General features: G+C 44.1%; 12 protein-coding genes and 1 pseudogene. 10 read left to right on the top strand and 3 right to left on the bottom strand.

Features of this window, described 5'->3' with window-relative positions; translation table 11 throughout:
- Positions 1 to 180 precede the first annotated feature (180 nt).
- The 9 genes and pseudogenes from rpoB to ACRWSG_RS07150 all read left to right on the top strand — a co-directional run bounded on the left by rpoB (position 181) and on the right by ACRWSG_RS07150 (position 17,678).
- Complete coding sequence (gene rpoB, locus ACRWSG_RS07190; RefSeq protein WP_462165969.1) at positions 181 to 4,206, top strand: DNA-directed RNA polymerase subunit beta; 4,026 nt, start codon at positions 181 to 183, stop codon at positions 4,204 to 4,206.
- Positions 4,207 to 4,303: 97 nt separating this feature from the next.
- A pseudogene (gene rpoC / locus ACRWSG_RS07185) lies at positions 4,304 to 8,475 on the top strand (DNA-directed RNA polymerase subunit beta').
- 192 nt (positions 8,476 to 8,667) lie between these two features.
- Complete coding sequence (gene rpsL / locus ACRWSG_RS07180) at positions 8,668 to 9,042, top strand: 30S ribosomal protein S12 (protein WP_002958885.1); 375 nt, start codon at positions 8,668 to 8,670, stop codon at positions 9,040 to 9,042.
- 97 nt (positions 9,043 to 9,139) lie between these two features.
- A complete protein-coding gene (gene rpsG / locus ACRWSG_RS07175; RefSeq protein WP_054554834.1) occupies positions 9,140 to 9,610 on the top strand; it encodes a 30S ribosomal protein S7 in 471 nt (156 codons plus the stop codon).
- 27 nt (positions 9,611 to 9,637) lie between these two features.
- A complete protein-coding gene (gene fusA, locus ACRWSG_RS07170; RefSeq protein WP_462165968.1) occupies positions 9,638 to 11,752 on the top strand; it encodes an elongation factor G in 2,115 nt (704 codons plus the stop codon).
- A 60-nt stretch (positions 11,753 to 11,812) separates the two neighbouring features.
- The gene (tuf, locus tag ACRWSG_RS07165) at positions 11,813 to 12,997 is read left to right on the top strand and encodes an elongation factor Tu (protein WP_054564107.1); all 1,185 of its coding nucleotides are present in this window, start codon (positions 11,813 to 11,815) and stop codon (positions 12,995 to 12,997) included.
- A gap of 494 nt (positions 12,998 to 13,491) precedes the next feature.
- Positions 13,492 to 15,081, top strand: coding sequence for an alkaline phosphatase (locus ACRWSG_RS07160; RefSeq protein ID WP_187489787.1), 1,590 nt, complete (start codon positions 13,492 to 13,494; stop codon positions 15,079 to 15,081).
- A gap of 11 nt (positions 15,082 to 15,092) precedes the next feature.
- Entirely contained in the window at positions 15,093 to 16,889 is a 1,797-nt protein-coding gene (locus ACRWSG_RS07155; RefSeq protein ID WP_138601209.1) for an alkaline phosphatase, read from the top strand.
- 72 nt (positions 16,890 to 16,961) lie between these two features.
- The gene (locus ACRWSG_RS07150; RefSeq protein WP_166339644.1) at positions 16,962 to 17,678 is read left to right on the top strand and encodes a hypothetical protein; all 717 of its coding nucleotides are present in this window, start codon (positions 16,962 to 16,964) and stop codon (positions 17,676 to 17,678) included.
- 53 nt (positions 17,679 to 17,731) lie between these two features.
- Here ACRWSG_RS07150 and ACRWSG_RS07145 read toward each other — a convergent pair whose 3' ends face one another.
- From ACRWSG_RS07145 to ACRWSG_RS07135, 3 genes are all read right to left on the bottom strand, one after another.
- Positions 17,732 to 18,169: a TonB-dependent receptor domain-containing protein gene (locus ACRWSG_RS07145; protein WP_462166908.1), complete on the bottom strand. Its 438-nt coding sequence runs from the start codon at positions 18,167 to 18,169 to the stop codon at positions 17,732 to 17,734.
- A gap of 81 nt (positions 18,170 to 18,250) precedes the next feature.
- Positions 18,251 to 18,388 carry a hypothetical protein gene (locus ACRWSG_RS07140; protein WP_462165967.1) on the bottom strand — a complete coding sequence of 46 codons (138 nt, stop codon included), beginning with the start codon at positions 18,386 to 18,388 and terminating at the stop codon, positions 18,251 to 18,253.
- The gene (locus tag ACRWSG_RS07135; RefSeq protein WP_462165966.1) at positions 18,364 to 19,797 is read right to left on the bottom strand and encodes a TonB-dependent receptor; all 1,434 of its coding nucleotides are present in this window, start codon (positions 19,795 to 19,797) and stop codon (positions 18,364 to 18,366) included. The genes ACRWSG_RS07140 and ACRWSG_RS07135 overlap by 25 nt, the downstream gene beginning before the upstream one ends.
- Before the next feature lie 231 nt (positions 19,798 to 20,028).
- Between ACRWSG_RS07135 and ACRWSG_RS07130 the strand changes: the two genes are divergently transcribed.
- The gene (locus ACRWSG_RS07130; RefSeq protein WP_462165964.1) at positions 20,029 to 20,823 is read left to right on the top strand and encodes a VOC family protein; all 795 of its coding nucleotides are present in this window, start codon (positions 20,029 to 20,031) and stop codon (positions 20,821 to 20,823) included.
- The last annotated feature ends 5 nt before the right edge of the window (positions 20,824 to 20,828 follow it).

Here is a 20,828-nt window from a genome sequence, read left to right as displayed (position 1 = left end):
CCTGTAACGCAAATAAAATCTAATTTTCTCTTTACTTTCAAGTTGTTACCTATTTTGGTATTGGAAGTGTCAGAGCAAAATAGAACAACAATTTAATGTTGTACATCTTGGCTTAGATGCCAGTTAAGTCTGTTCTTACAAGAACAGGTCGGGTCAAAGATTAGCAAGCTGAGGAACCCCATGGCTTACTCTTATTCTGAAAAGAAACGTATCCGTAAGGATTTTGGTAAACGTCCACAAGTTTTGGATATACCTTTCTTACTGTCGACGCAGTTAGAATCGTTTAAAAAATTCTTAGTCCCTGACGCTGATGGCGATCACGGTTTGGAAGCTGCTTTCCGTTCTGTGTTTCCTATCAAAAGCTACTCGGGAAATTCTGAGCTTCAATACGTAAGTTATCGTATTGGTGAGCCAGTATTCGATGTAAAAGAATGTCAAATTCGCGGTGTGACTTATTCTGCTCCACTTCGCGTAAAATTGCGTCTTGTGGTGATGGACAAAGAAGCACCAGGCACAGTTAAAGACATTAAAGAGCAAGAAGTTTACATGGGCGAAATTCCGCTCATGACTGATACCGGTACCTTTGTTATCAATGGTACAGAGCGTGTTATCGTTTCTCAGCTACACCGTAGCCCTGGTGTATTCTTTGATAACGACCGCGGTAAAACTCACTCGTCAGGTAAAGTACTTTATAACGCGCGTGTAATTCCTTACCGTGGTTCATGGTTAGACTTCGAGTTTGATGCAAAAGATAACCTTTATGTACGTATTGACCGTCGTCGTAAATTACCGGCGTCAATCATCCTACGTGCACTTGAGTACTCAACGGATGAAATCCTAGAGATATTCTTCGATACAACTGCGTTTGAAGTTGCTGACGGTAAAGTTCTTATGGAACTTGTTCCTTCACGCTTACGTGGTGAAACTGCCGCTTTTGATATCAAAGGCGAAGACGGTGAAGTCCTTGTTGAAGCGGGTCGTCGTATTACTGCGCGTCACATCAAGAACATCGAGAAAAAAGGTATTAACCAATTAGAAGTACCGCATGAGTACATCATTGGTCGTGTTGTAGCTAAAAACTATGTTGATGAGTCAACGGGTGAGATCATCGCAAACGCGAATGACGAGCTATCACTTGAGCTAATGGCTGAATTGGTTAAAGCAGGTCACACTAAGATTGATACACTATATATCAACGAAGTGGACAGCGGCGCCTACATGTCAGATACATTACGTATCGACACAACAAGCAACCGTTTAGAAGCATTAGTAGAAATTTATCGCATGATGCGCCCAGGCGAGCCACCGACGAAAGACGCGGCTGAAGCCTTATTTGATAACTTGTTCTTCTCTGACGAGCGTTACGATTTATCAACAGTTGGTCGTATGAAGTTCAATAGCCGTGTAGGTTATGACTCAGATACTGGCCCTGGCACATTATCGAAAGAAGACATCGTAGCTGTTATGAAAGTGCTTATCGCTATTCGTAACGGTGTTGGCGATGTTGATGATATCGACCACTTAGGCAACCGTCGTATCCGTAGTGTTGGCGAAATGGCTGAGAACCAATTCCGCGTTGGTCTAGTACGTGTTGAGCGTGCTGTACGTGAGCGTTTAAGCTTAGGTGACCTTGACGCTGTAATGCCACAAGATCTTATTAACGCTAAGCCTATTTCGGCTGCGGTTAAAGAGTTCTTTGGTTCATCTCAGTTATCACAGTTCATGGACCAAAATAACCCGCTTTCAGAAGTAACGCACAAGCGTCGTATTTCTGCATTAGGCCCGGGTGGTTTAACACGTGAACGTGCTGGCTTCGAGGTTCGAGACGTTCACGTAACTCACTATGGTCGTGTATGTCCAATCGAAACGCCTGAGGGTCCAAACATCGGTCTAATTAACTCATTGTCTACGTACGCACGTACAAATGACTATGGTTTCTTAGAAACACCTTACCGTAAAGTGGTAAACGGTGTAGTTACTGATGAAGTAGATTACTTATCAGCCATTGAAGAAGGTCAGTTTGTTATCGCTCAGGCGAACTCAAACTTGAACGAAAACAATGAGTTTGTTGATGAACTAATTCCATGTCGTCACAAAGGTGAATCAACCTTTATGGGCAAAATGGACCAGCAATATATGGACGTATCACCACAACAGGTGATCTCTGTAGCGGCAGCACTTATCCCGTTCCTAGAACACGATGATGCTAACCGTGCATTGATGGGTTCAAACATGCAACGTCAAGCCGTACCAACACTAATCGCGGACAAACCGCTGGTAGGTACAGGTATCGAGCTGACACTAGCGAAAGATTCTGGTGTAACTATCGTTGCTAAGCGTGGTGGTGAAGTAATGTATGCGGATGCAAGCCGCATCGTTGTAAATGTACATGAAGATGAGCGTATTCCAGGTGAAGCGGGCATCGATATTTACAACCTTACTAAATACACTCGCTCAAACCAAAATACATGTATTAACCAAAAACCAACTTGTATGGTTGGTGAGCCGGTAACACGTGGTGACGTATTAGCAGATGGTCCTTCGACTGACTTAGGTGACTTAGCACTTGGTCAAAACCTTCGCGTGGCATTCATGCCATGGAACGGTTATAACTTCGAGGATTCAATCCTACTATCTGAGCGTGTAGTTCAAGAAGATCGTCTAACGACTATCCACATTCAAGAACTACAATGTATCGCACGTGATACTAAATTAGGTCCTGAAGAGATCACAGCAGATATCCCTAACGTAGGTGAGTCTGCACTAGGCAAGCTTGATGAATCAGGCGTTGTTTATATCGGTGCTGAAGTTAAAGGCGGCGATATCCTAGTAGGTAAAGTGACTCCGAAAGGCGAAACGCAATTAACACCAGAAGAAAAGCTACTACGTGCTATCTTCGGTGAGAAAGCGTCAGACGTTAAAGACAGCTCTTTACGCGTACCAAACTCTGTAACTGGTACTGTAATCGACGTACAAGTTTTCACCCGTGACGGTGTTGAAAAAGATAAGCGTGCGTTAGAAGTTGAAGACATGCAGCTTCGCGAAGCGAAGAAAGACTTCAACGAAGAGTTCCGTATCTTAGAAGCAGGTGTATTAGACCGTGCTCGTAAGTTACTTGTTGACGCAGGTCTGAACGCAGATTCAATTGCATCACTAAATGCTGAAAAGCTGCTTACTCAAAGCCTTGCTGAAGAAGACAAGCAAGCTGAACTTGAGCAGCTAGCTGCCCAGTACGATGAGCTTAAAGCTGAATACGATAAGAAGTTTGAAAACAAACGTCGTAAGATCACTCAAGGTGATGACTTAGCACCAGGCGTACTTAAGATTGTTAAAGTATACCTAGCTGTTAAACGTCGTATCCAACCAGGTGATAAGATGGCGGGTCGTCACGGTAACAAAGGTGTTATCTCGACTATCGTACCAGTAGAAGATATGCCATACGATGACAAAGGTCGTACGGTAGACATCGTTCTGAACCCGCTAGGTGTACCATCACGTATGAACATCGGTCAGATCCTAGAAACACACATGGGTCTTGCTGCACGTGGTGTGGGTGAGCGTTTAGAAGAAATGATGAAAGAGCAGCGTGAACTGCACGAAATCCGTAGCTTCGTTAAGAAAGTTTACGAATTAGGTGATTGTCGTCAGAAAGTTGATATCGACTCGTTCTCTGATGATGAAGTTCGTCGCTTAGCTGATAACTTGAAAGGTGGTTTACCGATCGCAACTCCAGCCTTTGATGGTGCTCGTGAAAGCGAAATCAAAGACTTACTAGAGCTTGGTGGTTATCCAAGAAGCGGTCAAGTTACACTTTATGATGACCGTACTGGCGATCAGTTCGAACGTCAAGTAACTGTTGGTTACATGTACATGCTGAAACTTAACCACTTGGTTGATGACAAGATGCACGCACGTTCAACTGGTTCTTACAGCCTTGTTACTCAGCAGCCGCTGGGTGGTAAAGCTCAGTTCGGTGGCCAGCGTTTCGGTGAGATGGAGGTGTGGGCACTAGAAGCTTACGGTGCTGCATATACTCTACAAGAAATGCTAACAGTGAAATCGGATGACGTGAACGGTCGTACTAAGATGTATAAGAACATCGTAGATGGTAACCATAAGATGGAACCAGGTATGCCAGAATCGTTCAACGTATTGTTGAAAGAAATCCGCTCACTGGGTATCAACATCGAGTTGGAAGAAAATTAAGCCATTTAGGTGCGGCGTAAGCCGCACCTGTTAGGCCGAATAGAATGTAGGGGCGATTGGTTCGCCCTCAAGATTAACCTCCGACAGGAGAGCTAAGGTGAAAGACTTACTTAAGTTTCTGAAGCAACAAAATAAGACCGAAGAATTCGATGCAATTCGCATTGGTCTTGCTTCGCCAGATATGGTTCGTTCATGGTCATACGGTGAAGTAAAGAAACCTGAGACAATCAACTACCGTACTTTCAAGCCTGAGCGCGACGGCTTATTCTGTGCCCGTATTTTCGGCCCAGTGAAAGATTATGAGTGTTTATGTGGTAAATATAAGCGCCTTAAGCACCGTGGTGTTATTTGTGAAAAGTGTGGCGTTGAAGTAACGCTTACTAAAGTGCGTCGTGACCGTATGGGTCACATTGAGCTTGCGAGCCCAGTTGCGCACATTTGGTTCTTAAAATCATTACCGTCACGTATTGGCTTAATGCTAGACATGACACTTCGTGACATCGAGCGCGTACTTTACTTCGAATCATTCGTAGTAACTGAGCCTGGTATGACAACGCTTGAGCGTGGTCAGCTTTTAGGTGAAGAAGAGTACCTAGATGCACTTGAAGAGCACGGTGATGAGTTTGAAGCGAAGATGGGTGCAGAAGCAGTATTAGACTTGCTTCGTGAACTTGATCTTGGCCAATTAATTGCTGAAATGCGCGAAGAGTTACCAACAATTAACTCTGAAACTAAGCGTAAGAAGATCACTAAACGTCTTAAATTAATGGAATCTTTCCACCAATCAGGTAACAACCCTGAGTGGATGATCATGACAGTACTTCCAGTACTTCCGCCTGATCTACGTCCATTAGTACCACTAGACGGTGGTCGTTTTGCGACTTCTGATCTGAATGACCTTTACCGTCGTGTTATTAACCGTAATAACCGTCTTAAGCGTCTATTAGATCTAGCAGCACCTGACATTATCGTACGCAACGAAAAACGTATGTTACAAGAAGCGGTTGATGCGCTACTTGATAACGGTCGTCGCGGTCGTGCGATCACAGGTTCTAACAAACGTCCTCTTAAATCGCTTGCTGATATGATCAAAGGTAAGCAAGGTCGTTTCCGTCAGAACTTACTTGGTAAACGTGTAGATTACTCTGTCGTTCTGTAATCACAGTAGGTCCTACGCTTAAACTACACCAGTGTGGTCTTCCTAAGAAGATGGCACTTGAGCTATTCAAACCATTTATCTACGGCAAATTAGAGCGTCGCGGCATGGCTACGACTATCAAAGCTGCTAAGAAGATGGTTGAGCGTGAAGTGGCAGAAGTATGGGATGTATTAGACGAAGTAATTCGTGAACATCCAGTATTACTTAACCGTGCACCAACACTTCACCGTTTGGGTATCCAAGCGTTCGAACCTGTGCTTATCGAAGGTAAAGCGATCCATTTACACCCATTAGTTTGTGCGGCGTACAACGCTGACTTCGATGGTGACCAAATGGCGGTACACGTACCGTTAACGCTTGAAGCACAGTTAGAAGCACGTGCTCTAATGATGTCTACAAACAACATCCTATCTCCAGCGAATGGTGAGCCAATCATCGTTCCTTCACAGGACGTTGTATTAGGTCTTTACTACATGACTCGTGATCGCATCAATGCGAAAGGCGAAGGTACTGTATTTAAAGATCCTAAAGAAGCTGAAAAAGCATACCGCAGTGGTAATGCTGAGCTACATGCGCGCGTAAAAGTACGTATTAGCGAAACAGTTGACAATGAAGAAGGTGAAGCAGTTGAGCAAGTATCTATTGTTGAAACAACAGTAGGTCGTGCAATTCTTTCACTAATCCTACCTAAAGGCATGCCGTTTGAGTTAATCAACCAAGCCCTAGGTAAGAAACAAATTTCTGGCTTATTAAACGAGTGTTACCGTCGTCTAGGTCTTAAAGATACCGTTATCTTTGCTGACCAAGTAATGTACACAGGTTTCCACTACGCAATGAAGTCAGGTGTTTCAATCGGTATCGATGACTTAGTTATCCCACCGGTTAAAGCAGAAATCATTGAATCAGCGGAAGCTGAAGTAACTGAAATCAACCAACAATTCCAATCAGGTCTTGTAACGGCTGGTGAAAAGTACAACAAAGTTATCGATATCTGGTCACGTGTAAATGAAAACTTATCACGTGAGATGATGGCGAACTTATCAAAAGACACTGTAATCAACGCGAAAGGCGAAGAAGAAGAGCAATCTTCATTTAACTCAGTGTTTATGATGGCAGACTCAGGTGCACGTGGTAGCGCCGCTCAGATCCGTCAGTTAGCGGGTATGCGTGGTCTAATGGCACGTCCAGATGGTTCAATCATCGAGACACCAATCACGGCTAACTTCCGTGAAGGTCTAAACGTACTACAGTACTTCATCTCAACGCACGGTGCGCGTAAAGGTCTTGCCGATACAGCACTTAAAACAGCAAACTCGGGTTACTTAACGCGTCGTCTAGTAGACGTTGCACAAGACTTAGTAATCAACGAAGACGACTGTGGCACAGAAGATGGCTTAACAATGAAACCGCTTATCGAAGGTGGTGACGTTGTAGAAGCACTTCGTGAACGTGTACTAGGTCGTGTTGTTGCTGAAGATGTATTAATTCCAAATACTAACGAAGTACTTGTTGAGCGTAACGTTATGCTTGACGAAAAACTGTGTGACCTTTTAGAAGAGCACTCAGTGGATGAAGTACGCGTTCGTTCAGTAATCACTTGTGATAATGACTTTGGTGTATGTGCTAAGTGTTACGGTCGTGACCTTGCGCGTGGCCACATCATCAACCCAGGTGAGTCAGTAGGTGTTATCGCGGCACAATCAATCGGTGAGCCGGGTACACAGCTTACGATGCGTACCTTCCACATCGGTGGTGCGGCATCTCGAGCGTCTGCTGAAAACAGTGTACAAGTTAAAACTAACGGTACATTGAAGTTACACAATGCGAAGTACGTATTAAACACAGACGGTAAGATTGTTATCACGTCTCGTTCAACAGAGATCACTATCATCGATAGCTTTGGTCGTGAGAAAGAGCGTTATAAAGTACCTTACGGTGCGGTGTTAGCAGTACAAGATAATGCAGAAGTTCAAGGTAACGACATCGTTGCTACTTGGGACCCGCATAGTCACCCAATCGTTCTTGAGCACAAGTCAAAAATCTCATTCAGCGACATTGATGACTCAAATACCGAAGCACAAACAGACGAGTTAACTGGTTTAACACGTGTGGTTGTTAAAGACTTAGGTAAAGCGAATGCGAAAGAACCTAAACTAATCATCGAAAGCGATGAGCGTGGTCTGCAAGAAACACGTCTTCCTTCATTCACAACGATTGAAGTAACAGACGGTGCAACTGCAAACCCAGGTGACGTACTAGCACGTATTCCGCAAGAAGGTTCGAAGACTCGTGATATCACGGGTGGTCTACCTCGCGTAGCTGACTTATTCGAAGCACGTAAGCCGAAAGATCCTGCAATCCTTGCAGAAATCACCGGTACTATCAGCTTCGGTAAAGAAACTAAAGGTAAGAAGCGTCTTGTAATCACTCCTGCTGAGGGTGACGCATACGAAGAGATGATCCCTAAATGGCGTCAACTTAACGTGTTCGAAGGTGAGCAAGTGTCTAAAGGTGAGGTTATCGCCGATGGTCCTGAGTCACCACATGACATCTTACGCCTACGTGGTGTAACTCATGTAGCTAACTACATCGTTAACGAAGTGCAAGAGGTTTACCGCTTGCAAGGCGTTAAGATCAATGACAAGCACATTGAGACAATTATTCGTCAGATGCTACGTAAATGTATCATCCTTGACGGCGGTGACACTGAGTTCTTAGCCGGTGAACAAGTTGAAGTAGCACGCGTTAATATTTCTAACCGTGAACTTGAGAAACAAGGCAAGATCCCAGCGAAGTTTGAAATCCAGTTAATGGGTATCACTAAAGCGTCACTTGCAACAGAATCTTTCATTTCTGCAGCATCTTTCCAGGAGACAACTCGTGTCCTAACTGAAGCCGCTGTAAATGGTAAGAGCGATGAGCTTCGTGGTCTGAAAGAGAACGTAATCGTGGGTCGTCTGATCCCAGCTGGTACAGGCTTTGCGTATCACCAAGACCGTTTAAACCGTCGCAAGCAAGGTGAAATCGTTGAAGAGCAAACAGTAAGCGCTGAAGAGGCAACTCAAGCACTTACTGACGCACTAAACGCAGATATCTCTGGAAACCAATAATCTCAGCTTAATCAATAGATTAAGAAATCGTAAGGCAGTTATCTTCTGCCTTACGATGAGTTAAGGTTGACAGGTTAAACTTTGCTCATTAAAATTCCGCCACCCATTTGCCTGCACGTTTTGTAACGAGCATGTAAACAGGGCGGATTTTTTATTTTTTCAGTAGTAATTTTAATTTCAGGAGCTATTTAAATGGCAACTATTAACCAGCTAGTGCGTAAGCCACGTCGTAGCAAAGTTACTAAAAGTAACTCAGCTGCACTTAAAGCTTGTCCGCAAAAGCGTGGTGTATGTACTCGTGTATATACAACTACACCTAAGAAACCAAACTCTGCATTACGTAAAGTAGCGCGTGTTCGTTTAACTAACGGTTTCGAAGTAACATCTTACATTGGTGGTGAAGGCCACAACTTACAAGAGCACAGTGTAATCCTAATCCGTGGTGGTCGTGTTAAAGACTTACCAGGTGTGCGTTTCCACACTGTACGTGGTGCACTTGACTGTGCAGGCGTTAGCGACCGTCGTCAAGCTCGTTCTAAATACGGTGCTAAACGCCCTAAGGGCTAATGGTTCTCCGTTAGTAAGGCCAAGCACTAAATTTTTAAATTAATTGTTTTGGGTATTGACTCTAAAAGAGCAAACCTGAAGATACCGGAGATACAAAATGCCTAGAAGACGCGTAATAGGTCAACGTAAAATTCTTCCAGATCCTAAGTTCGGATCGGAACTTCTTGCTAAATTCGTTAACGTAGTAATGTTAGACGGCAAGAAATCTACTGCTGAAAAAATCGTTTATGGTGCGTTAGACGTGGCTGCTGAGAAATCAGGCAAGTCGCACCTTGAAATCTTTGAAGCTGCACTTGAAAACGTTCGCCCACAGGTAGAGGTTAAATCTCGCCGTGTTGGTGGTTCAACGTACCAAGTACCAGTTGAAGTACGTCCAGTACGTCGCAACGCATTAGGTATGCGTTGGTTAGTAGACGCTGCACGTAAGCGTGGCGAAAAATCTATGGGCTTACGTTTAGCTCAAGAAATCGTTGACGCTGCTGACAACAAAGGCACTGCGGTTAAGAAACGTGAAGACGTTCACCGTATGGCTGAAGCGAATAAAGCATTCGCTCATTACCGTTGGTAATCTGCCCTTAACCTTTAAGAGGATCATATGGCACGTACAACTCCACTTGAGCGCTATCGCAATATCGGTATTTGCGCTCACGTAGATGCAGGTAAAACCACCACAACAGAACGTGTTCTGTTCTACACGGGTCTTTCTCATAAGATCGGTGAAGTACATGATGGTGCTGCAACTATGGATTGGATGGAGCAGGAACAAGAGCGTGGTATCACAATCACTTCTGCTGCAACAACGTGTTTCTGGAAAGGGATGGACGCTCAATTTGACGACCATCGCATCAATATCATTGATACGCCAGGACACGTAGATTTCACTATCGAAGTAGAGCGTTCTTTACGCGTACTAGATGGTGCGGTAGTTGTTCTTTGTGCTTCATCTGGTGTACAGCCGCAAACTGAGACAGTTTGGCGTCAGGCGAACAAATACGAAGTTCCTCGCATGATCTTCGTAAACAAAATGGATCGCACTGGAGCTGACTTCTTAACAGTTGTGGACCAGGTGAAATCTCGTCTTGGAGCAACGCCTGTTCCAATTCAGCTACCAATTGGTGCTGAAGACGACTTTAAAGGTGTTATTGACCTTATTAAGATGAAAGCCATTAACTGGAATGCCGAAGATCAAGGCATGACTTTCTCTTATGATGTCATTCCGGCAGAGCTTCTGGAGCTTGCAGAAGAATGGCGTTCTCACATGGTTGAGAGCGCTGCTGAAGCATCAGAAGAACTAATGGACAAATATCTAGAAGGTGAAGACCTGACCGAAGCTGAAATTAAAGCAGCTTTACGTCAGCGCACATTAGCAAACGAAATTGTTCCAATGACGTGTGGTAGTGCATTTAAGAATAAGGGTGTTCAAGCTGTGCTTGATGCTGTTATCGAATATATGCCTGCGCCAACACAAGTGAAACAAATCCAAGGTATCGTTGAAGATGGTACTGAGGAAGAACGTCCTGCTGATGACAACGCACCGTTTGCCGCACTTGCTTTTAAGATTGCGACAGACCCGTTCGTTGGCACCTTGACCTTCTTCCGTGTTTACTCTGGTACTGTTAAACAGGGTGATGCGGTATACAATCCAGTTAAAAGTAAGCGTGAGCGACTTGGTCGTATCGTTCAGATGCATTCAAACTCACGTGAAGAGATCAAAGTAGTCTACGCAGGCGACATCGCAGCGGCTATTGGTCTTAAAGACGTAACAACAGGTGAGACACTGTGTGATCCGAACTCAATCATTACGCTTGAGCGTATGGAGTTCCCAGAGCCAGTTATCTCTGTTGCGGTTGAGCCTCGCACAGTCGCTGACCAAGATAAGATGGGTATCGCGTTAGGTAAACTAGCGGCAGAAGATCCGTCTTTCAGAGTACAAACTGACGAAGAATCAGGCCAGACTATTATTTCTGGTATGGGTGAACTTCACCTTGATATCATTGTCGACCGTATGAAACGTGAATTCAGTGTTGAATGTAACGTTGGTAAGCCGCAGGTAGCATACCGTGAAGCTATCCGTTCAGCTGTTGAAGTTGAAGGGAAGTTCGTACGTCAATCAGGTGGTCGTGGTCAATATGGTCACGTCTGGCTTAAACTTGAACCGATGGATATTTCGGAAGATGATGCGCCAACTTACGAATTCGTTAACGAAATCGTTGGTGGTTCAGTTCCTAAAGAATACATCCCTGCGGTAGACAAAGGCATCCAAGAGCAAATGGCTCAAGGTGTGCTTGCTGGCTACCCATTACTTGGCGTTAAAGCGACTTTATATGATGGTTCATTCCATGATGTAGACTCGAATGAAATGGCATTTAAGATTGCAGGTTCAATGGCGATGAAGAAAGGTGCGCTTGAAGCAAACCCAGCTCTTCTAGAACCAGTAATGAAGGTTGAAGTTATCACTCCTGAAGAAAACATGGGTGATGTAGTTGGTGACTTAAACCGTCGCCGCGGCATGATCGAAGGCATGGAAGAAGCATTCGGTGGTCTTAAGCAAATTAATGCGCAAGTACCACTTTCTGAAATGTTTGGTTATGCAACTGATCTGCGATCTGCAACACAAGGCCGTGCATCTTACTCTATGGAGTTTTTGAAGTATGCAGAAGCCGCTAAAAACGTTGCAGATGCAATAATTGCAGCTCGCGCTGTTATATGATTTAGCTTGTCTGGCCCAATAGTGGGTCAGGCGTTAATTTCTTTATAGGAATTTTTTAAGATGGCAAAAGAAAAGTTTGAACGCGTAAAACCGCACGTAAACGTTGGTACAATCGGCCACGTTGACCACGGTAAAACAACTCTAACAGCAGCAATCACTAACGTACTTGCAAAAGTATACGGTGGTGTAGCTAAAGACTTCGCATCAATCGATAACGCTCCAGAAGAGCGTGAGCGTGGTATCACAATCTCAACTTCACACGTTGAGTACGATACTCCAACTCGTCACTACGCACACGTAGACTGTCCAGGACACGCCGATTATGTTAAAAACATGATCACTGGTGCTGCTCAAATGGACGGCGCAATCCTAGTAGTTGCTGCGACTGACGGTCCTATGCCACAAACTCGTGAGCACATCCTACTTTCTCGTCAGGTTGGTGTACCTTACATCATCGTATTCATGAACAAATGTGACATGGTTGACGACGAAGAGCTACTTGAGCTAGTTGAGATGGAAGTTCGTGAACTTCTTTCTGAGTACGACTTCCCAGGTGATGACTTACCACTAATCCAAGGTTCAGCGCTTAAAGCGTTAGAAGGCGAGAAAGAGTGGGAAGACAAAATCGTTGAGCTTGCAGAAGCACTAGATTCTTACATCCCAGAGCCAGAGCGTGACATCGATAAGCCATTCATCATGCCTATCGAAGACGTATTCTCAATCCAAGGTCGTGGTACTGTTGTAACTGGCCGTGTTGAAGCTGGTATCATCAACGTGAATGACGAAGTTGAAATCGTAGGTATCAAAGAAACTACGAAGACAACTTGTACAGGTGTTGAGATGTTCCGTAAGCTTCTAGACGAAGGTCGTGCGGGTGAGAACATCGGTGCACTTCTACGTGGTACTAAGCGTGAAGACGTTGAACGTGGTCAAGTACTAGCTAAGCCTGGTTCAATCACTCCACACACGAAGTTCACTTCAGAAGTATACGTACTTTCTAAAGATGAAGGTGGTCGTCACACGCCATTCTTCAAAGGTTACCGTCCACAGTTCTACTTCCGTACAACTGACGTAACAGGTGACGTACAGTTACCAGACGGCGTTGAAATGGTAATGCCTGGTGATAACATCAAGATGACTGTAGAACTAATCTGCCCAATCGCGATGGACGAAGGTTTACGCTTCGCTATCCGTGAAGGTGGCCGTACAGTTGGTGCTGGTGTTGTTGCAACTATCGTTGAGTAATCAACTATAGTGATGCATCGAGCATTAAGAAAAACCCGAGCTTAGTCTCGGGTTTTTTTATGGGTGAAGAAAAGCTATCAGCTGTCAGCTTTCAGACGTCAGATTAGATTGGTGGAGTTGTTTTGTGCGGTATCTCACTCAGCATTCGGCCTGTTCATTCTTCGGATAGGTTGGTTTGAGCGCAGCGAAACCCAACACAATCCATGTAAACCTTTTCTTTGGTAAAGCCAAACCACATTAAAGCACTCCCAAGGTTATGCTTGACCTAGAAGCTAGAACTTTTACCCTCGCAACTCACACCTAGCAACCAACTCTGTTATTTCTACTAAAACTAATTACTTACCTATAGCTAAAGTTGTTTTTGGTTTCATCATTTCGTCATGAAAAACCACTTTTTTAGTAACAATGCCTTCTTAGTATGGCTGCGCTAATTATCCAAGTGCAGTTTAGTTAGCACTCAAATTCTTAAAATAACGTACTAACGGAACGTAACGATGAAAATTAATAAAATTGCTACTGCAATTGGTTTAACGTTGGCATTGTCAGCGACAGCCAATGCAGGTGTGTTACCAGACAGTCAAAAACAAAATGATTGGTATAGTGCCGCTGAAACAAAATTAACGGAAAAAGAGGCGGCGGCTCAGGCTGAGCAAACGTTTAAAGCTAAAAATGTCATTTTATTTGTTGGCGATGGTATGGGGATCTCAACGCTGACTGCATCTCGTATCATGGCGGGACAAATGGAAGGCAAGTCAGGCGAAGAAGGCTTACTAAGCTTTGAAGAATTTCCATACTCAGCGCAAATCAAAACCTATAACGTTGATGCGCAAACCCCTGACTCTGCAGGCACAATGACAGCAATTATTTCAGGTGTTAAAACCGATGTAGGTGTAATTGGTGTTAACGAAAATATCGAACGTGGCGAGTGTGGAACTGTTGCTGGTAACGAGTTAATTACCGCAACAGAACTGGCAGAAATTAAAGGTTTAGCAACAGGTGTTATCTCTACGGCGCGTATTACTCACGCAACACCGGCTGCAACCTATGCAAAATCAGCTGACCGTAACTGGGAAGACGTATCAGATATGCCGGCTGATGCTGTAGAAGCCGGTTGTGAAGATATTGCCTCACAACTTGTAAATTTTGAGAAAAACCTAGAAGCACGCTTCGTAGGGACTGACGTAGATGGTCTTGAAGTTGTGATGGGCGGTGGTCGTCGTCACTTCTTACCAAAAGACGCAACGTTTAACTCAACTGATGCAGTGAGCGAAGTAGAAGGTGACCGTACGGATGAGCGTGACCTAACGGCTGAGTGGCAAGAAATGTACCCTGATGGTAAGTACGTCATGGACCAAGCAGGCTTCGATACACTAAATGCTGACAGCAAACGTGTATTTGCATTATTTAACGAATCACACATGCAATACGAAGCAGATCGCGCTAACGATGTAGCGGGTGAACCGTCATTATCTGAAATGACAGGTAAAGCAATTGATATCTTAAAGAGCAATGAAAAAGGCTTTTTCTTAACGGTTGAATCAGGCCGTATCGATCATGGTCACCATGCGGGCAATGCTTATAACGCGTTAAACGATACCGTTGAATTTGCCAAAGCAGTGCAAACAGCAGTTGAGAACACCAACCCAGAAGAAACTCTTATTCTTGTTACTGCCGACCACAGCCACGTATTCACTATCGCGGGCTACCCAAAGCGTGGTAATCCAATCTTAGGTCAAGTAGTTGCTATTGGTAGCGAAGAGCCAAGCCTTGCGGCAGATGGTATGCCTTACACCACAGTTGGTTATGCTAATGGTTTAGGTTTTCGCGATTTAGGCGATGAAACCGACGCTGATGCATCTTATAGCGAAGCGGCATTTGCAGGCCGTGTTGATTTAACGGGTGTTGATACGACTACTCCTGGTTATCACCAAGAAGCCACTGTGCCACTAAGTTCAGAGACTCATGCAGGTGAAGATATTTCACTGCATGCAAAAGGTCCAGGTGCGCAACTAGCACAAGGCGTTGTGGAGCAAAACGTAATTTTCCACATCATTAACCAAGCTCTAGAACTAATTGAAGAATAATGGCGACGACGATGAAAAAACTAAATTTAATTTCTCTTGCTGTAGTAGTGGCATTAGCGGGTTGTTCTGATGACGATGACAACTCACCAAAAACATTAACCATTGAAAATACATTAGCTGTTGGCTCTGAGCAGTGCGTAAACGGTGGTACAGAAACCCTTACCGGTGAAGATAGCAACGATAACGGTGAGCTAGACTCAGCAGAAGTAACGGATACAAGCGTTGCATGTAATGCACCAGCAACGTCGTTAACGGCATCGCAATTAGCGCCGTTGACTGATAATGAATGGTTCAAGTCAGCACAAGTTAAAGTCGCTAGTAGCGAAGAAAACATTGCTGCCGTTGTAAAAGAGTCAGGTAAAGCGAAAAACGTGATTCTGTTTGTTGGTGACGGCATGGGTATTTCAACTGTCACAGCAGCACGTATTATGGCCGGTCAACTAGAGGGTAAGCTAGGAGAAGAACATCAACTAAGCTTTGAAACACTACCATTCTCAGGGTTTGCTAAAACCTATAACGTTGATGCGCAAACACCTGATTCTGCGGGTACGATGACAGCAATGGCATCGGGCGTAAAAACGGATGCTGGCGTTATCGGTGTTGATGAAGACATCGAACGTGGTAACTGTGCAACGGTTGCAGGTAATGAACTAGTTACAGCCACTGAGCTTGCTGAGATTGCCGGTAAGTCGACGGGTATTGTTTCGACAGCGCGTATCACTCACGCAACGCCTGCAGCAACGTATGCAAAATCGGCTGACCGTAACTGGGAAGACGTATCAGATATGCCAGAAGCGGCAGTTACCGCTGGCTGTGAAGATATTGCATCGCAATTAGTTAATTTTGAAGCAAACCTAGAAGCACGCTATGAAGGCTTAGATGTTGATGGTTTAGAAGTTGTCATGGGCGGTGGTCGTCGTCATTTCTTACCGAAAGACGCAGCGTTTAACTCTGCTGATGCTGTGAGCTCAGTAGAAGGTGACCGTACAGATGGTCGCGACCTAACAGCTGAGTGGAAAGCTAAATATCCTGCAGGTCAATATGTGATGGACCAAGCTGGTTTTGATGCAATTGATGCAGAGTCAACAGAGCGCGTATTTGGTTTATTCAATGAATCACATATGCAATACGAAGCAGACCGTGCAAACGATGTAGCAGGCGAGCCTTCACTTGCTGAAATGACAGCAAAAGCAATTGATGTGTTAGATAACAACGCCAATGGTTTCATGCTAACAGTTGAAGCTGGTCGTATTGACCACGGTCACCACGCGGGTAATGCTTACAATGCACTAAGCGACACAGTTGAGCTTTCAAAAGCAGTCCAAGTTGCTCTTGATAAAACCAGCATCGAAGACACGTTAATCATAGTAACAGCTGACCACAGCCACGTATTTACCATTGCAGGCTACCCAAAACGTGGTAACCCAATCTTAGGTAAAGTGGTACCTGTGGGTAGTGATGAACCATCACTTGCAGCAGATAACATGCCATACACAACGGTTGGTTATACCAATGGTGGCGGTTTCCGCGACTTAGGTGATGAGACTGATGCTGATGCAGGTTATAACTTTGCACCGGTAACAGGTCGTGTTGATTTAACAGATGTTGACACAACAACACCAGGTTTCCACCAAGAAGCCGTCGTACCTCTAGGCTCTGAAACACATGCAGCAGAAGATGTGGGTGTGTATGCAGTTGGTCCAGGTGCACATTTAGTAACAGGCACTAATGAGCAAAGCCTTATCTTCCATGTTATGGATTATGCCGCTGACCTTGTTAAACAAGCTGATGCTAAATTAGCACAATAATGAGTGTTTGGGAGGCTCCATGCCTCCCTTACTCAATTAGTTATAAAGTAAACCAAGACAAAAGAGAATCCCGTGAAAGCAGCCATCTTACTTGCCTCATTACTTAGTCCACTTGCTGTTGCAGGGCAATGCGATATGAACACCGGTTTTACGCAAGCAGACTATAAAGTCACCACAGAAATCGTTGCTAATAAGCAGCATACTGAAAACACTTTTACCCTTTGGCGTACGCCTCACCAGGTGGCTAAGCAGAATCCACAATTTATTGAATTATGGCAACAGTTGCGCAATCAACAAATTCGCCCAATTCGTTATTTTCAGCATGCCCAGCGTGGTATTGAGTATCAACCATCGGAAGTGCAAGGTGAACAAGATTGGAGTAGCAAATATCAGCTAGTAAGCGATAAGTTTTTAGCCTCAATGACGCACCAGAAAAGCACCGGTGAAGGCTGTGAGTTAACAGAGTATTACACACAGCAGCAGGGTGAGAGCAAAATAGAGCTAAGCTGGCTTGCCAATCAAAAGTTACTCAAAGCAATTCGTATTTCAACACCAACTTATAGCCGTGAAATTGCTTTAACAGCCAGTCATTACAACCAGCAAAAGATTCAGGCAGAGTTTGCGAAATGGGATAACTACCAAACCACCGATTACGCAGATATCGGTGATAATGAAAGCGATCCATTTTTAGCTAAAATGATCAACTTAGGGTTTGTTGAGCATGGTGCAAGTGGATTTTATGATGCGCAAGGTAATCAGCTCAAAGGTGAGCATGGTCATCATCACTAATTAAAAAAGGCATCTTGGTGCCTTTTTTGTTGTTTAATTACTTTAGCTTAAATCTAAAATGCATAGTTCCAAGTTAGATTTACAGTACGGCCAGTGCCTGCAAAATAGCGAGTTGCCGATGGGTTTGTTTGCCCATAATAAGTGATGTAGTACTTATCTAGCAGGTTATCGATACCTAGGCTAAATGCACCATACTCAGCACTTTGATATTGCACTGATAAATCAACGGTTGTGTAGCCGTCAAATTCTTCACCAGTATTAAAGTCGCGGTCAAACACTTTATTAACTTGTAAGCGGCTAGACAGACTTGCTGGCCATTGTTGCTGCCAGTAAAGGTTTAACCGTGTCGGTGAAATATTGCTGCCGCCTAAGTCGCTCTCTACTTTATTGTCGCCATCACCGTCATATTGGCCTTCTGTATCAGCGTAACTTGCACCGAATGTTGTGCTGTTAGTTAGGTAATACTGTGCATTGGCTTCAAAACCTGAGATCTCAGTGCGTTCACGTTTTACACTGTAAATACCATCAGCATCAGCTTGTAAACGAGAGCCTAAGTCTGAGTCAGATTCAAACTAGCTGGCTTTAATATTGAAGCTATCGCTTGCATATTCAAAACCTAATTCGCGGTTATCAGAAATCACAGGTTCTAGGTTTAAGAAACTTTCAACCGATAAGCCAGCTTGGTTTATACCACGCAGTACACGCCCCACATGGACATGCTAAAGCCTTCGCTGTAGCTTGCGTAGAAACGAAGGTCATCAGTCACTTGGTAGACAACACCTAAGTTCTCTAATAATTCGTTAAAGCTTGGCTCACCGCCTTCTACAAAGCTGCTGTTGTAAGATGCTAGGGTAGTAAAGTCATCTACTTTTAATTTGCCGTACTCGTAACGAACACCGGCATTGAAAGTCCAATCTTCTAAGCCGTCATAACGTAGCTGAGCGAATGGTGCGATGTTATTAAACTTGGTTTTTGGCACCCAATGACGACCTGTTTGCGCAAGCTCTTGGTATGTTTCGTCAGAAAGTAAATCGATACCGGTCGCAATATCAAACTGGCTGCTTAATAGGTTATCTTTATTATAAGTAACGCGACTTCCAAACTTTTGTGACTTGTTTTGAGATTGGTCGTAAAGGTTTTCACCAAATTCAGGATCTTGGAAAGTGCCAAATGTACCGCCGCCATACATTGCCGCAAAATCTTGCGTGAATAACTGAACTGCAAGGTTGCCGCCAGCGATATTCGTGTGGTTGTAATCAAGGGTGAAGGTTGTTACACGGTTGCGTGGTGCATCACCTTCTATATCGCCTTTTTCAGCTGATGTGGTAAGGCCTGTTGTTGGGTCACCACTAATAGCAACAAAATCTCCATTACCCTCAATTTTGTAGTGGTTCAGCATCGCTTGAATACTTTGTTCATTATCAAGCTGATATTTAACTTTTAAAAATAGGTCTAGGCTGGTTGAGTCTTGCGTATCACCTTGTGTGCCATCTAACCCAACAAAGTCTCCGTTACCATCGCGATACATACCAGTACTACGTGCCGATACACCGCCAATAAAACTAATATCATCTAGCTGTTGGCTGAATAAGTAGCTGGCTTTATAGCTTTGGCTGTCGCTGCCACCGTCTGTCGGAGTGCTAAACCCTGCGCTCATTTGGTGATTAAAATCGCCTGCTGATTTTGTGATGATATTAATAATACCGCCGCTTGCGCCCATGCCTTGGATTGCATTAGCACCACTGATCACTTCGATGCGTTCGATCATGGCAGGATCAATTGTATTGCCGTCACGAGAACCATTACGCAACGGGTTCGACTGAGGTACACCATCAATCATGTATAGCGGTTCACGGCCACGTAGTGTTTCACCTGCACTGGTCATTTTTTGACGACTTGGTGAAAAGCTCGGTAATAAATTACCTAAAATTTGCGATAGATCTTGAGTGTGAGCAAGTTGCTCAGCAATGTCTTCACTGGTAATAACGCTGATAGTTGCAGGTACAGTACTAACAGGTGCAGTACTACGCGTTGTAGAAACAGTAATACGCTCAATATCTTGAGCCTGATTTGCTAGCGCAGCGATAGGAGTAAGTAAAAAAGGAAGCGCAAATTTCATTGACATCGTTAAATCGCTATATAATTGTTATTAAAAATTGTTCGTATTTATATATGTGTTTATTGCTGCAATCAATATTGTGTAAAGACTATAAAAACTTGGTTTACTTTGGCTTTTCTGTAAGTGACTGATAATGATTATTTAATTTTTCTAAACGGTTATTTAATTAATTTAAAAAATAATTGGTAAAAAAGCCGCTTGTTGATTACCGTTAATGAAGGAGGAACAGTCATGACAAAAATAAATACAAAACACCCTGCGGGTACTTTCTGTTGGGCCGAGTTATGCGCAAAAGACTGGCAAGCTGCAAAGCAATTTTACACGCAACTTTTTGACTGGGGTTTTGATGATCAGCCAATAGGTGAAGACATGTATTACACCATGCTGCAAAAGCAAGGTGATGATATTGCCGCTATGTATCAACTGCCTGCAAGTATGAGTGAGATGCCAACCCATTGGTTATTATATATTGCTGTTGATGATGTTGACCAAAGCACTGAGCTGGCAAAATCATTGGGGGCAACGGTTTTGGCAGGGCTACATGATGTCATGACGGCAGGTCGAATGGTGATGCTGCAAGAGCCTGGCGGCGCAACATTTGCCTTGTGGCAAGCGGGTGAGCATATCGGAGCTAAAAGAGTGCAAGAGCTTAACCTACCTTATTGGTTTGAGCTTGTGTCGAAAGACATGCAAAAAAGTCGCGACTTTTATTGTCAGTTATTCGGATGGCAGTTTGAGGTGAAACCCATGGAAGGTATGGACTACACCTTATTCACTATTGATGAGCAACCGATAGCAGGCATGCTCGAAATGACCGATGAATGGCCAGATGATATTCCACCGCATTGGATGCCGTATTTTGCGGTAGCAGATTGCGATCAGGCGGTTGCCAAAGCAACGCAGCTTAATGGCGCTATTTGTGTGCCAGCAACAGACATTCCAGATGTTGGGCGTTTTAGTGTGATTACCGACCCACAAGGGGCCGTTTTTTCTATTCTTAAGTCAACCATTGATGAATTAACTTAAGCTCT

The sequence above is a fragment of the Pseudoalteromonas sp. GB43 genome (genome assembly GCF_054923805.1).
The sequence above is the reverse complement of the archived record's forward strand: the minus strand, read 5'-3'. Positions and strand labels throughout refer to the sequence as shown.

Excerpts from the sequence above, each read along its gene's own strand:
- fusA (WP_462165968.1), top strand. The coding sequence starts at position 9,638 with ATGGCACGTACAACTCCACTTGAGCGCTATCGCAATATCGGTATTTGC.
- rpsL (WP_002958885.1), top strand. The coding sequence starts at position 8,668 with ATGGCAACTATTAACCAGCTAGTGCGTAAGCCACGTCGTAGCAAAGTT.
- ACRWSG_RS07135 (WP_462165966.1), bottom strand. The coding sequence starts at position 19,797 with ATGAAATTTGCGCTTCCTTTTTTACTTACTCCTATCGCTGCGCTAGCA.
- rpoB (WP_462165969.1), top strand. The coding sequence starts at position 181 with ATGGCTTACTCTTATTCTGAAAAGAAACGTATCCGTAAGGATTTTGGT.
- ACRWSG_RS07130 (WP_462165964.1), top strand. The coding sequence starts at position 20,029 with ATGACAAAAATAAATACAAAACACCCTGCGGGTACTTTCTGTTGGGCC.
- ACRWSG_RS07155 (WP_138601209.1), top strand. The coding sequence starts at position 15,093 with ATGAAAAAACTAAATTTAATTTCTCTTGCTGTAGTAGTGGCATTAGCG.
- tuf (WP_054564107.1), top strand. The coding sequence starts at position 11,813 with ATGGCAAAAGAAAAGTTTGAACGCGTAAAACCGCACGTAAACGTTGGT.
- ACRWSG_RS07160 (WP_187489787.1), top strand. The coding sequence starts at position 13,492 with ATGAAAATTAATAAAATTGCTACTGCAATTGGTTTAACGTTGGCATTG.
- rpsG (WP_054554834.1), top strand. The coding sequence starts at position 9,140 with ATGCCTAGAAGACGCGTAATAGGTCAACGTAAAATTCTTCCAGATCCT.